Annotated in this window: 11 protein-coding genes; 4 read left to right on the forward strand and 7 right to left on the reverse strand. The window is 46.8% G+C overall.

What is annotated here, in order from left to right; translation table 11 throughout:
- Nucleotides 1-198: 198 nt before the first annotated feature.
- Entirely contained in the window at nucleotides 199-4,464 is a 4,266-nt protein-coding gene (gene fdhF, locus GWI56_RS19670) for a formate dehydrogenase subunit alpha (RefSeq protein ID WP_198573849.1), read from the forward strand.
- A gap of 120 nt (nucleotides 4,465-4,584) precedes the next feature.
- Here fdhF and GWI56_RS19675 read toward each other — a convergent pair whose 3' ends face one another.
- From GWI56_RS19675 to ohrR, 5 genes are all read right to left on the reverse strand, one after another.
- A complete protein-coding gene (locus tag GWI56_RS19675) occupies nucleotides 4,585-6,249 on the reverse strand; it encodes a methyl-accepting chemotaxis protein (protein WP_113939838.1) in 1,665 nt (554 codons plus the stop codon).
- Between the two features lie 127 nt (nucleotides 6,250-6,376).
- Complete coding sequence (gene chrA, locus GWI56_RS19680) at nucleotides 6,377-7,525, reverse strand: chromate efflux transporter (protein ID WP_198573850.1); 1,149 nt, start codon at nucleotides 7,523-7,525, stop codon at nucleotides 6,377-6,379.
- A gap of 200 nt (nucleotides 7,526-7,725) precedes the next feature.
- Nucleotides 7,726-8,898: a 23S rRNA (uracil(747)-C(5))-methyltransferase RlmC gene (gene rlmC / locus GWI56_RS19685; protein ID WP_168824897.1), complete on the reverse strand. Its 1,173-nt coding sequence runs from the start codon at nucleotides 8,896-8,898 to the stop codon at nucleotides 7,726-7,728.
- Nucleotides 8,899-9,007: 109 nt separating this feature from the next.
- Nucleotides 9,008-10,183 carry an FAD-dependent oxidoreductase gene (locus tag GWI56_RS19690; RefSeq protein ID WP_198573851.1) on the reverse strand — a complete coding sequence of 392 codons (1,176 nt, stop codon included), beginning with the start codon at nucleotides 10,181-10,183 and terminating at the stop codon, nucleotides 9,008-9,010.
- Nucleotides 10,184-10,320: 137 nt separating this feature from the next.
- Nucleotides 10,321-10,818, reverse strand: a complete 498-nt coding sequence (ohrR, locus tag GWI56_RS19695; RefSeq protein WP_198573852.1) for a hydroperoxide resistance transcriptional regulator OhrR — start codon at nucleotides 10,816-10,818, stop codon at nucleotides 10,321-10,323.
- Between the two features lie 139 nt (nucleotides 10,819-10,957).
- On the opposite strand from ohrR, the gene GWI56_RS19700 reads away from it, so the two are divergent.
- From GWI56_RS19700 to GWI56_RS19710, 3 genes are all read left to right on the forward strand, one after another.
- Entirely contained in the window at nucleotides 10,958-11,383 is a 426-nt protein-coding gene (locus GWI56_RS19700; protein ID WP_198573853.1) for an organic hydroperoxide resistance protein, read from the forward strand.
- A gap of 275 nt (nucleotides 11,384-11,658) precedes the next feature.
- Nucleotides 11,659-13,092: a cytochrome C biosynthesis protein gene (locus tag GWI56_RS19705; RefSeq protein ID WP_198573854.1), complete on the forward strand. Its 1,434-nt coding sequence runs from the start codon at nucleotides 11,659-11,661 to the stop codon at nucleotides 13,090-13,092.
- Between the two features lie 86 nt (nucleotides 13,093-13,178).
- The gene (locus GWI56_RS19710) at nucleotides 13,179-13,364 is read left to right on the forward strand and encodes a hypothetical protein (RefSeq protein ID WP_028759392.1); all 186 of its coding nucleotides are present in this window, start codon (nucleotides 13,179-13,181) and stop codon (nucleotides 13,362-13,364) included.
- Between the two features lie 83 nt (nucleotides 13,365-13,447).
- On the opposite strand, the gene GWI56_RS19715 is transcribed toward GWI56_RS19710, so the two are convergent.
- Together GWI56_RS19715 and GWI56_RS19720 are read right to left on the reverse strand one after the other, a co-directional pair.
- Entirely contained in the window at nucleotides 13,448-13,738 is a 291-nt protein-coding gene (locus tag GWI56_RS19715; protein ID WP_105250069.1) for a hypothetical protein, read from the reverse strand.
- A gap of 30 nt (nucleotides 13,739-13,768) precedes the next feature.
- On the reverse strand, nucleotides 13,769-14,338 hold the full coding sequence (locus tag GWI56_RS19720; RefSeq protein WP_198573855.1) for a methyltransferase domain-containing protein: 570 nt from the start codon (nucleotides 14,336-14,338) through the stop codon (nucleotides 13,769-13,771).
- Nucleotides 14,339-14,341: the final 3 nt, after the last annotated feature.

The following is a 14,341-nucleotide window of genomic DNA, read 5'->3' on the forward strand; positions in this document are numbered from 1 at the left end:
AACCCCATCACGACTAAACTAGAACAAACATTCATCAGCGCACAGTCTGAGCGGGTTTGTGATTCAAGCTGCAATTTTGCAGCAAACTTCACTCGCCCATAAGCGTCTTCTAAAGCTGTCTAGGTATACTCGAAACAACCTAAGCCTGCAGCCCCGCGCTATAGCAGCTAAGCACCCTACATATAAAAAGGCCATGGGATGATAGAACTTCGAATTGATGACCAAGTGTTGTCGGTTAATCCGACCGATAACCTACTGCAAGTGGCGCATGCTGCTGGCATAGCAATACCCAGCTTATGTGATCCCAGCGCAGCCTCGCAGCAATTAGGCAATCACGAACATGCAGACAAGCAAGCCTGCAATTTGTGTGTCGTCCAGATTGAGAATTCCGACGCCAGTTTGCGCTGCGTACGCGCCTGTGAAACGTCCGCCACAGTCGGCATGCGAGTCATAACTCAGTCTGAATTCTTAAGCCAAAAACGCAAACAAGCGCTGACTGAAATCTTGAGCGATCATTTTGCCGATTGCGAAGCCCCCTGCCAACAAGCATGCCCTGCGGGCGTCGATGTGCAGAGTTACCTGTATCACATCGCCCAAGGCAACCATACTGAAGCCGTTAAAGTCATTAAACAAACTTTGCCGCTGCCACTCTCCATTGGCCGTGTCTGCCCTGCTTTTTGTGAAGCACAATGTCGCCGCGGGCTGGTCGATGAGCCCATTGCCATACGTCAATTAAAACGTCACGCCGCCGATCTCGATTTAGCTGATGGCGAAAATGGGGGCATGAGTTATGTGCCGCCACGCCAAACCGACACGGGCAAAAAAGTCGCGATTATCGGTGCGGGTCCAGCAGGGCTAAGTGCCGGATATTACTTATCAAACCAAGGCCATAGCGTAGAAGTATTCGAATCTATGCCACAGGCGGGTGGCTGGCTGCGCTATGGCATTCCTGAATATCGCTTACCTAAGGCGATACTAGACAAGGAGATCGCACTCCTGTGCCGCAATGGCTTAACCATCCACACAGAAACGCGTCTCGGTCACGAGATACATTTAAATCAATTAGTTGAAGATTTCGATGCCGTTTGTCTCGCCATTGGCGCCCAAAAAGCTGTGCCTATGGATTATCCCGGCAGCACACTCGCGGGTTGCTACTTAGGTGTCGATTACTTAAAAGATCATTGTCTCGAAAAGACACTTGTTTTAGGTAAGAAAGTCGCCGTCATTGGTGGTGGCAATACCGCTATTGATTGCGCCCGCACAGCAGTGCGTGAAGGTTGCGATGTCACCTTAATTTACCGTCGCACCCGCGCAGAAATGCCCGCCGAAGCTTACGAGGTACATGAGGCCGAAGTCGAAGGGGTAAAGTTTCATTTTTTAACCAATCCGCTTGAAAACCATAGCGATGCGCAAGGTAGAGTCCATTCAGTCACCTTCGCTAAGATGGCACTCGGCGAGGCCGATGCCTCTGGCAGACGTGCTCCCGTTGATACTGGTGAAACCTTTACCCAAGATTTTGATACTGTGATAGCCGCAGTATCACAAACTCCCGATATGAGTTTTATGCAAGATCCTGCGAGCCACTTAAGCAATGGTGAACTCGCTCTCAGCCGCTGGAATACCTTTATTGGCTGCGAGCACACTATGTCGTCCGGGGTTGAAAAACTCTTTGTGGTAGGGGATGCGCGCCGCGGTCCTGCTACCGCAGTCGCCGCGATAGGCGATGGCCATAAAGCCGCAATTGCCATAGATAAATTGCTCAAACAAGGCCTAAGCTGTGAGCTGCATGCCACTGAATTTAATTCATCAAAAGCAGTCGGTAACACAATAAAACAAGGCTTGCCAACTACCGAGCTCTACCCCTCTGTCGCACGTAAAGCCCGTTTAACCATGCCCGAATTGAACGCGGTGCAACGTTTACTCAATTACGGCGAAGTCGAGCTAGGCTTTGCTCCCGATGCCGCCATGCAAGAAGCTGCTCGCTGCCTCGAATGCGCCTGCCAAGCCAATACTGATTGTAAATTAAGGGACTATGCGACCGACTACCATGTCGAACCTAAGTCACTAAGCACTCAAAGCGTGCGTAAGTTTTCGGTCGATAAATCGAGTCCGTTCATTCAATTTGATGCAAATCGTTGTATTAGCTGCGGTAAGTGCGTCGATGTGTGCCAGTTGCAGAGTGGCCATTGTGCGATTCAATTTGCCCATGATTCCTATCAAGCGCTGCCGCAAGACATAAGTGAAACCGCCACGCGCCGAGCACCGAGAGTCGGCTTTAGCGCTAGCATGGCCGACAGCAAATGTGTGCAATGCGGCAACTGTGTGCAGGTTTGCCCAACGGGTGCACTCGTCGATGCGCGGGATAAACGCCAAGGCGATGAAACGCCACTCAAAACCGCCTCAACGATTTGTACCTATTGCGGCGTAGGCTGTCGGCTTGACCTTAAAATCGATACCAGCACGAATCAGATCCGTCATATCGAGGGCAATCCAGACTCGCTAGTAAACCAAGGCATGCTCTGCGTCAAAGGACGATTTGGTTTCGATTTTATTCACAGTGAAAAACGCCTCACCACGCCACTCATTCGTAAAAATGGCCAGCTCACGCCAAGTAGTTGGCCTGAAGCCATCGCCTATGTGGCCAAACATTTACAGCAAATAAAACAGCAACATGGCAGCAATACACTGGCAAGCTTGGCCTCGGCAAAAGCCACCAATGAAGAAAACTTCCTCCTACAAAAATTTGTCAGAAGCATACTCGGCACCAATAACATCGACCATTGTGCCCGTCTGTGTCATTCATCTACAGTCACTGGGCTACAGCAAAGTATCGGCAGTGGCGCCATGACCAATGACATTCCGAGCATTCAAGCATCGGATGTGATTTTTATCATAGGCTCAGACACCAGCAGTGCTCACCCGATCATCGCCTCGAAAATTAAGCAAGCCGTGGCTTTGCATGGCGCAAGATTAATGGTGGCCGATCCTAAACGTGTCGCCATTGCCGACAGTGCACAGCTTTATGTCGCCCACAGACCCGGCACTGACGTCATGCTACTCAATGCGATTATGGCGGAAATTATCCGCAACGACTGGCAGGATAAAAGCTACATTGCCGCGCGCACCGAAGGCGTGGATGCTCTCTATGCTGAACTCAAAAAAGTAGATTACAGCCTAGAAAACGCAGCCTTGATAACAGGTGTTAAAGCCGAAGATATCGCCCGCATCGCCCAAACCATAGGCACTGCCGACAAAACCGCAGTCTACTATGCCATGGGCATTACCCAGCACACGACGGGACACGACAATGTTACCGCCATATCTAATCTACAACTTCTGTGCGGCAATATTGGGGTTGAAGGAGCGGGGATTAATCCACTGCGGGGACAAAGTAATGTGCAAGGTGCCTGTGACATGGGCGCACTGCCTAACTTCTTCAGTGGTTATCAAAAAGTCACCGACATTCACGCCAGAATGCGTTTCGAGGCACATTGGCAAACGCCGTTATCGGGAGAAATTGGCGTAACCGCCACCCATATGATGCATGATATTTCCAAAGGGAAAATCAAGGCGTTGTATGTGATGGGCGAAAACCCCGTATTAAGCGACCCAGATCAAGCCCATGTGCTTAGGGCGCTTAATGCAATCGACTTTTTAGTGGTGCAGGACATCTTCCTCACCGAAACCGCCGAGCTTGCCGATGTGGTTCTGCCCGCCGCAGCCTTTGTCGAAAAACGCGGTCATTTCACTAATACTGAACGACGAGTGCAGCGACTCGAACAAGCCCTGCTACCGCCAGGTGAAGCCCTGCCCGATTGGCAAATTGTCCAAGCCATTGCCAATGCGATGGGTGCCGCTTGGGATTACCCTAATGAAGAAGCGATTTGGCAGGAAATCAATGAGCTGACACCACAATATCGCGGCATTACTTGGCAACGATTAAGCACTGGAGTTGACGGTAAAATTCCCCAAGGTATTCAATGGCCTTGCCCAGATGAAACCCATCCGGGAACGCCCATCATGCACCAAGGTCAATTCACCCGCGGCTTAGGTAAGTTTACGCCAGTGAGTTATCGCTTACCCGCAGAAATGCCCTGCAGTGAGTACCCGCTCACTCTGTCGACCGGACGTTTACTGGAACAGTTCCACACAGGCACCTTAACCCGTAAAACGGCTGGACTCGACTTACTCGGCTCGCCTAAGGTAATGATTTCAGTCTATGACGCCGAGCAACTCGGCATAGGCAATGGCGATAAAATCAAACTTACTACCCGTCGCGGCGAAATTGAAATCGACGCCTTTGTGACGAAAAGAGCCCAAGCTGGCGTACTATTCCTGCCCTTCCACTTTGTGGAAGCTGCGGCGAATAAACTCACCATCAATGCACTCGATCCTGTCGCTTTTATCCCAGAATATAAGGTCTGCTCGGTAAGGGTTGAGCGGGTTGCCGAGAAAATTGATTAGAATGAACTGACTAGGCTGGATTGACTAAAGTAGATGGATTAAGTGCTCTTCAAAAAGGTAAATAAGCCAAATAAAAACGGGAGACTTTAAGTCTCCCGTTTTTAATCAAGATTGCTGCAATTAAATCTTAAACTGGCCCACTAACTTGCCCAAGTTAATGCCTTCTTCCGAGACTGTCATACTGATCCTAGCGGCATCTTCGCTGGAATGAAGCAGCTCGTTTACAATCTCTTGGATGGCATACACGTTACGGTTAATTTCTTCGGTTACTGAGCTTTGCTCTGTCGCCGCGGCCGCAATTTGGGTACTCATATCATTAATCGCCGTTACCGCTGAAGTGACTGAACCTAAACTATCGGAAATCGTGCGAGAAGAATCCACCGAACGTACACAGCTTTGCTGACTCTCTTCCATGGCTTTCACGGCTTGGGTCACTAGCTTATGCAGTGCCGATAACATCTCGTTGATTTCTAACGTGCTGGCTTGAGTTCGACTGGCTAAATTACGCACCTCGTCGGCGACCACAGCAAATCCACGACCCTGTTCACCAGCACGGGCCGCTTCGATGGCGGCGTTCAATGCCAATAGATTAGTTTGCTCGGCAATACCGCCAATGACAGAAAGCACGCTGTTGATCTTCTGTGATTGCTCGCTGAGTGATTTTATACTGCCTGCCGCATTGTTGATTTGCGACATTAAAGACGCAATCTCCTCAAGCGAAGCATCAACACAGCGCTGAGCATTTGCCACATCACCAGTAGCAGCGTGAGTCGCTTCGGCTACTTGAGTGGTATTCTTAGCCACTTCGTTCGCAGTGGAGGACATCTCAGTGATTGCAGTCACCACCTGATCGGTTTCATTGTTATGACTCACCAACTGGCTCGACATGACTTTAGTTTGATCATGAATCGCATTGGCTGCCGTTTTTACTTTTGCCGTCGCAGTCGCAACATCGCCGATAATATGCTGAAGTTTATCGACAAAGAGGTTAAAGGAGCGCCCAAGTTGGGCAATTTCGTCTTCACCTTTTACGGTAAGTCGCTTGGTTAAATCCCCTTCGCCCTTAGCAATATCATTTAAGTTATCGGCCATATTCTTGATTGGCACGACCATACGGTGGGCGGCAATCATAATGATAAAGCCAGTAATACCCGTAAGGAAAAGCGCTATCAGCAAAATCGCGAAGGATTTTTCTGCCATTTGCTCAGTCACTGTCTCGCGATAATCTTCAACAACAGCTTCAATATCATCGATATATGCCCCAGTACCTAACATCCAGTCAGTACCAGGGATCATCATGGCGTAACTGATTTTTTCAATCTGTTCATTAGTATTAGGTTTTTGATAGTAATAGGAAAAACTACCATCGCCACGTTTAGCAGCATCGAGCAGACCGACGATAATTTTAGTGCCGCGAGGATCTGTCATATCCATTTTATTTTGCCCTTCTAAACTCGGTATGAGGGCATGGAAAATATTTTTCCCTTGAGAATCATACATGAAGAAGTAACCCGCACTGCCAAAACGTATGTCTCTTAGCGCTTGATTCACATTCCCTTGTTCTTTTAACGATAATTGGTAATTCACTATACCAGCGGCAATTTCGGTAGCTTCTTTAATTTGTTGTTTACGTTCACCGACGAGCTTAGATCTAAAGGTAACCACCTCATCGGCAAGCGCATTTTGCTCGACATAATAAGAAACCGACATCAACACCAATAATGCGAGGATCAAAGGAAATAGCGATAGCAATAATAATTTATTGCGCAAACTCAACTTAGACATACTTGAATGCTCCAAAGGATTACAACTTGTATCTTCGGAGTATAGCTAAGATTGTTGTATTTCTATGCGCTTAAAGTAACAAAATCTTAATCTTGCTCAATAAACATTCGATTAATAACGACTCAGTTCAAAGCATATTAAGCAGCACACCACATACACTAAAGCCTAATACCAGTTGTAGCATGGGTGGTTTAAATAACTTTAATGCACCAAAACCGAGCAATACCAAGGCCATATCTTTACCTGAGAATACCGCCTGAGAAAACACGGGTTGATAAAGTGCTGCGGCAAGTAAGCCAACAACACAAGCATTCACTCCCGCTATCGCGCCAGCAATTTTTGGTCTTGCGGCAATCGCATGCCAACTTTTCAACCCCACCAGCATGAGTAAAAAACCGGGTAAGAAAATGGCTGCGGTTGCGATGCAAGCTCCCATGAAGGGCTTATCTAACATCACTTCAGCGCCTAAAAAGGTCGCAAAGGTAAACATAGGTCCTGGCACTGCTTGGGCAAAGGCATAACCTGTCAGAAAACGATCGCCACCTATGGTATCACCCACCGCAGTTTCTAGCAGAGGTAGCACAACATGACCACCACCAAATACTAAGCTCCCTACGCGATAAAACTCACCGAAGATCCAAGCTTCAGAGCCTAAATCCACGATAAAAAAACTGCCGATGAGCAACACGAAAAAGAGCAACAAATAGAAGTAATTCAATCGAATCTGTGCCAGCGGTACTGTGTCATCTTGCGTCGCACTCAATTTATATATACCGATAGTCGCAGCGCCGAGTAACAGCAGGATTTGCGTCCACATCGATGGCGCAATCAAAATTGCCGCGGCACTGACTAACATTAATAGGCGTGCGGATTTGCGTTGGCAGAACTGTTTAAACATGGCGAGAACGGCATCGGCAACCACAACGACGGCCATTAATTTAAGCCCATAAATCATCCCTTGAACATAATGATTGGCGAGCCATGCCGACGTTGTTACCGCCAGTAAGTACATCAAAATAAAGGAAGGTAGTGTAAAACCGGCAAAAGCAGCAAGCGCGCCAACAAGCCCACCTCTTTGATAACCAATGGCAAAACCCACTTGGCTCGACCCTGGCCCCGGCATAAATTGGCTTAAGGTAACCAGACTGGCGTAACGCTTATCATCGAGCCAACCGAGTTCATTTACGAAGGTCTGGCGAAAATAACCAATGTGCGCCGCAGGTCCGCCAAAACTCATCAAGCCCAAAGTAAAAAAGCGTAGGAAAATCTGTAGCATAAATCGCCGACCATCAATGCATAAAGTGCTGAAGATTATGCCACTAAAAAGACACTTTGATGAAGTTTCACGCGAGCAGCACAGATAAAAGTATTGCAAAGACTCCACATGGTAGAGTCCTTATGATTGTTTGAGCGGACTTCAAGAGTCGTAAAGCGAGTGAACACAAATGCTTAGTGATAAATTGATGAGCTAAAAAATTAATCCTTCACCAACATGACTAGTACTTCGAAGTGATCCGTGTGGGGGAATAAATCAAATAGCTGCACTTTGGTTAAGTGATAGCCTTGAATATGTTCGAGATCTTTCGCTAAGGTTTGCGGATTACAGCTTGAATAGAGAATGGCCTTAGGGGCAAACTCGCTTAAAGACTGACATAGCGCCTCGCCAATACCGCGCCTCGGCGGATTAACTATGATCAAATCCGGCTTATCGGCAGCGCTTTTACCCTTAGCAAAGTCGGTGGAATCGAGCGCCATAAATTGCACGTTTTCGAGCCCCATCATCTGCGCAGACATTTGCGCGCAGGCAATCGCTTCAGCTTCAATTTCAATCCCTGTGAGTGTAATGTCATTGGATGCGCAGTGCAGTCCGAAACCGCCTACACCACAGAAGAGATCCCATAACGAATGAGGTGAAAACTCGGCAACCCATTCACGGGCCGTTTGATATAACTGAGCCGCAACGTGTGGATTAGTTTGGAAAAAGCTTTTAGGCCGAATGAACAAAGGCACATGATTAAAACGTTCTTCAAGCCTAGTATTCTCAGTTAAGAAAATCTCTTCATCCCCCTCAAGTATTGCCATATGAACCGGTTGGATATTGACTGACACCACTTTTATTTGCGGATATTCAGCTAATAATGCAGGTAATTCACGTTCGATACGTTCGATACTATTGGTGGACCGCAGTACAAACCGCAGTAGATATTCACCACGCACTTGGCTGCGGGTCAGCAGAATAAATTTAAGTTCACCCTTGGCTCTATCTACCCGATAAGGAGGAAGTCCAGCCTGCTGCACAAAGCGTGTTAAGCGATGTAATAAATCTTGCATATCAGATGGATATAAAAGGCAGTCGCAAAGATCTACCGCCTCGCCACTTGGGCCCACAATCCCCAACACAGGCGCATGGGCGGCGCCTAAGGCCACCATTTTAGCTTTATTACGAAAGCCGCTGTCCTCGCCAATTACCGGCGGCTGAAAAATATCGGGCAAATTAGCTGGGATAAAAGGCGCGAGTAGTTGCTGTAAAATTTGAGTCTTAACCGCCACTTGCTGCACCATAGGTTGTTGTATATGCCGGCAAGAAAGGCACTGACCTTGGTTAAAATAACCACATTGCTTGGCGGTATTTACAATAGCAGCATTCACGGCAGATCCTAGATATCAGTAAAAAAGCGCCACACTGTAGCGGTTTTACAGGTAAAAATCACCTTGAAGCATATTCAAATCAGCATCAAGTGCATAATTCACGGCGCACTCAAGATAGGGTGAGTTTATCAACATCAGCAATAGACTGCCGCTTACCTATGGCCTTTTCAATCCATTCAAGCACTTCGGCTGAGGTACTGCGAAACGTCGTTAACTTACCGCCATATAAACTGAGTATTCGCGGATGGGAAATTGATGTTTTCATCAAGGTATCCCGCGGTCGCTCAAAGGCTTGGCTATTTTGCTTAGGTAAAACCCGAATACCGCAGAAGGTTTGGGTAATTAAAGCCTTAAGCTCATCAATCTCCGGCGTTAGCGGGAAGTAATGCTTATAAATACCAAGCAGATAATTAATTTCAGACTCGGTCGCTTGGGGCGGCTTATCTAAAGAGGTTAATTCAGTTTCTGTGGTGCCGACTAAGGTTTGACCATACCAAGGCATCACAAATATTACCCGTTTATCGAAGCATGACTCTAAGTACAAGATGCCATCGGGCGCAGGAATATCCAGTAACACATGGGCGCCTTGCACCCAATCGAGTTCAACACCCGCAAGTGGGGGCAACACTTTACTCAACACCTCATTCACCCAAGGACCAGCGGCATTGATAACTAGACGCGCCTCGGCACTATGGGCCTCGCCCCTGTGGCTAAAACTCAGCTCACAGGTCTCGCGCTTGTGTTCCAACTCAAGAAATTCAGCCTCGGCATAGACTTCAGCACCCAGTGCCTGCGCGCTGCGCGCCACCGCTTGAGTGAGCAATTTATCGTCGGTCTGCGCATCCCAATACTGAAATACGGCTTTTAATCCAGAGAGTTTTAATCCCTTGAAACGATGCCAATGCACAGCAGGTACTGACACAAATTGGCCTAAAGGATCAAATTCACTCAGCAGTGCATACATACTCAGTCCAGCGCGAATGGTCCAAGGACTGCGCTGACTGTTGTCGTACACGGGAATATAAAAGGGCACAGCTTTAACAAGTGATGGCGCAAGATTGAGTAAATGTCGCCTTTCAAGCAATGATTTGCGGACTAAATTAATTTGTCCGGTTTCTAAATAGCGTAAACCACCGTGGATAAGCTTGCTGGAATTCGCTGAGGTTTGGCCGCCAATTTCGCCCTTTTCAATCAGCAAGGTGGAATAGCCCGCTGCTGCAGCATATTGGGCAATGCCGACACCGCTGATCCCACCGCCAATAATGGCTACATCGAAACAGGCCATAACTTACTCTCGCTAACCTTCAATAGACGACTGACCCGCTGAGCCTCAAGCATACAACCCATTACACTCAGTCGAACCGCTAATAAGCGTTAATATGTCAATAAGTTAATCTTAGATCAAATCTTGACGATAAGTGTTTAATCAATACTGGCATGTAATTGCTTAAGTGCTTGATCGCACATAGTCTTTAAGGCTTTTAGTTCGCTCGCCTCGCCGCCGACTTTGCAACGCATCAAATGGGGAATTTCACTTGCCTGTGTTTTGAGGGAAAATCCTGCAGGCGTTAAGGCCAGCACTCTCACGCGTTCATCCTGCTCGCTACGACCACGAGTCACTAATCCTTTAGATTCTAGCCGCTTCAGCAATGGCGTTAACGTGCCTGAATCGAGGAAAAGTTTATCGCCTAAGGTTTTGACACTAATCCCCTGCTCTTCCCATAGCACTAGCATGACTAAGTACTGCGGATAGGTTAGATCTAATTTGTCCAACAAAGGCCGATAGGCACGCACCATAGCATTTGCAGCACTATAAAGTGAGAAGCACACTTGATTCTCAAGACATAAGGCATTCTCTGTGCTGGTATTTTCGGCCATATCGCCAGTATTAAAACGGGTGTTGGGTTGAAGCGTTGCCATAGGAAGATCCGACAAATTAAATATATTGCGCACAATATACTTGCATTCACACCAAAGATCGAATTATAGTTTATCACAATTGAATTGTGCGAAATTTAAATCAATTTACTTAATCCTTAATCTTAAAAGGTCTAATACTATGAAAACACTTTATGAAACACGTGCCACAGCAAAAGCGGGTCGTCAAGGTCAAGTCAGCACTGATGATGGTTTACTGGATGTCGCTTTAGCCTATCCAAAAGCCATGGGCGGTAGCGGTCTCGCCACGAATCCTGAACAACTGTTTGCCGCAGGTTATGCCGCCTGTTTCTCAAACGCCATTCTGCACGTCGCAAAAATCGGCAAAGTGGATATTACCGAAGCGCCAGTCAGTGCAGTTGTTGGGATTGGTGCCAATGACGCCGGTGGTTTTGCATTAGCGGTTACCTTAGAAGTCAGCTTAGATTTACCGCAAGAAGCCGCAGAAGCCCTGGTGCGTCATGCACATCAAGTTTGTCCGTACTCGAACGCCACGCGCAATAATATCGACGTGAAACTTAGCGTAAATGGTGTAACGTTAGGCTAACCATAACCCATCATCGACACCTGTTGATAACGTCAGAAATAGAGCACCCTCGGGTGCTTTATTCTTTATTAGCCAATAACGACTCAAGCAGAGAGTGAGTGTGCATCACACCATTTCACAGGGAGATAAACTGGTTTCAGTTCCCAAAAAATTATTATTCGCGAGTTAACTAACACTTCTTAATATCTAATTTAATCAAAATGATTGATTTAAGTAGAGTAAGAGATAATCGAACCGTTTGACGATACTTAAACCCACTCTCTGTGGGAGGCGCTATGACAAAATATCTATCGAAATTATCTCTGTTTTGCTCGCTATTATTCCTCTTTGCCTTTTCTATCCCGAGCTGGGCCGAGACAACACCCTCAAGCTCAGCGGATCGAACGTGGCATTATGTGAATGCTCAGGGTGAACTCAAAATTAAGCTGTATTTCTTTTGGTCAAAAACCTGTCCGCACTGTGCAGAGGCCCATCCCTTCATTGATTCATTACCGCAAAAATACCCTTGGATAGAACTCGAATCCCATAGGGTGTCAGATCCCGGCGTGCAGGATATTTGGCAAAAGATCGCCTCCCAAACCAGTACTGAAGCACGCTCAGTACCCTATATGGCAAGTTGTGAAAAGGCCATTGTGGGATATTCAAGTGAAGCGGTAACGGGTGAATTTTTAGTCAATCGACTGAAGAATTGTTATTTATCCCTTGGCGGTAAACTGAGCGACGCTGACCTCCCCACCAAAGGAGCCACCAGCACAACCACAAGCGCTCAAACAGATGCACCGCTCTTTGGCACTTGTGGCACAGATACTGGCGAAGGCACCTGTGATGCCACCAGCTTAAGCGAGCCCGTTGCAGAGCCAGAAGTTCAACCCGTTGAATTACCTTTAGTGGGAGTAGTGACACCTGAGACTATGTCTCTGCCGTTACTCACCTTAGTGCTCGCAGGTGTCGATGCTTTTAACCCTTGCGCCTTCTTTGTGTTGCTATTTTTACTGTCGATAATGGTTAATGCCAAGAGTCGCAGCCGCATGTTACTCGTCGGCGGGATTTTCGTATTCTTCTCCGGCTTTATATATTTCCTGTTTATGACGGCATGGCTAAACATCTTCCAACTGCTGGGGGCAGGCAGTGATGGCGGTATGATCATTTTAGCGGCGGGTTGTTTAGCTTTGATCGCAGGAGCCATCAATATCAAAGATTACTTCTTTACTAAGGGAGAAGTGACACTATCAATGTCGGCAGAAAATCGTACGAGTCTGATAAAACGCATGGGGAAACTATCCAATTCCAGTAACTTAGGCGCGTTACTCATAGGTTCTACCGTATTAGCTATCCTTGCCAACGCCTATGAATTACTTTGCACTGCAGGCTTCCCAATGATCTACACCAGTGTGCTATCTATGCACAATCTGCCAGACATTGAACGCTATATGTATCTGGTTTTATACAATATTGTATATGTGATCCCGCTGGCTATTATTGTTATCGTTTTCAGTGCGACCTTAGGCAAACGTAAGTTGACCGAAAAAGAAGGCCAAACCCTGAAACTTATGTCAGGCGTGATGATGTTGGGTATGGGTATCGCACTGGTTATTGACCCAACAGCACTGCAAAATGTGAGCCTGGCACTTGGATTGATTTTAGGCTCACTAGGCGTTACAGCAATAATTGTCATCGGCCGCAAACTGTTAACGGCCAAGGCAAAATAATTGCAGATTGGCAAATTCATGTGTAACGACTAAAGTTAACCGTGGGTTTGCCGATAAAGGGATCCAGCTTACAATCGAGGTTAGTTATGTCAATTTCACTGAATACCCAAGCTATCGCACCGAATCTAGAAAATGGTGCAATTGGCGTTAAGGTTGCTCAGTTAGCAAAAGAGCAGCAAAAAGCCGAAGGTAAAATCGCGGTAGATTTAATTGCAGCTGCGGCGCCAAAACCCGTAGGCAATGCAGGCCACAACATCAACACCACGGCCTAATTGTTAGCAATACAAAATCAAAAAAAGCGCTCTGATTATCAGGGCGCTTTTTTTTGTTATTTCCTCTAAAACGTCAGGCGAATTTAAGAAAAAGCGTTACCATTCACGTGCATAATAGTGAATGTCCACACCACAAATGCCAATGGGATATGCACTAAGGCATAGAAACACTGATCGAGTCGCCCCATTCCTTTTGCTAACAAAATCAAATATAAATGTAATCCAATCACCAAGGGAAATAGCGCTAACAGCGGATAGAGTGCGACAGGGTTTGCATCGGAAAATAAGCTGTGACTGAATAAAGCCCACGCCACCATAAAGGCGGTCGTCAACGGCGGCGTTGCAATGCGATATTGCTCTGGATAGGGAAACATCCTACGACCTCTGAGTCTCAATCAATAAATTTACGTTGTAGGTTTTCGCGCAATCAACTGGGCTTTATAACTGCTTTGAGTGGACTGCGGATCACATAATCGACCTTCAAAGTAATGTAAAGATTGCCAGTTAGCAAACACTGATTTGAGTTCATTTTCAGTAAGTAAGAAATCTGGGTTGCGTGGCCGACCTATCTGCGCCTGTTGCGTTGTAAAGGTTTCATAGACGATAAGGCCTGTGCTCTTAACCGCCTTAGCAATTTGTGGCAGTAATGGGCGATGCAGATAATTAAATACTAAGACAATATCGTACTCTTCTACCGGCAATAATGGTCCTGCCTCAGCTTCTAAATCCCTTTGTAATTTGTAAGCATTAGCCTGATCAATGTGTGACATGGCGGACAAATCTCGATCGATAAACGTCACTTCAGCCCCTCGCGCTAAAAACCACAAACCATTACGCCCAGAACCGCAAGCGAGATCGAGCACCTTAAGTCCATCGAAGCAACTCAAGTCTAAGTTAGACACAGATGGATTAGGCCAAGCGAACTCTGTGATTAACACGGCAGGCGTTAAAGTTGACGTATGGGTTACAGACATATC

The sequence above is a fragment of the Shewanella sp. DW31 genome, assembly GCF_015767295.1.
Taxonomy (GTDB): domain Bacteria; phylum Pseudomonadota; class Gammaproteobacteria; order Enterobacterales; family Shewanellaceae; genus Shewanella; species Shewanella oncorhynchi.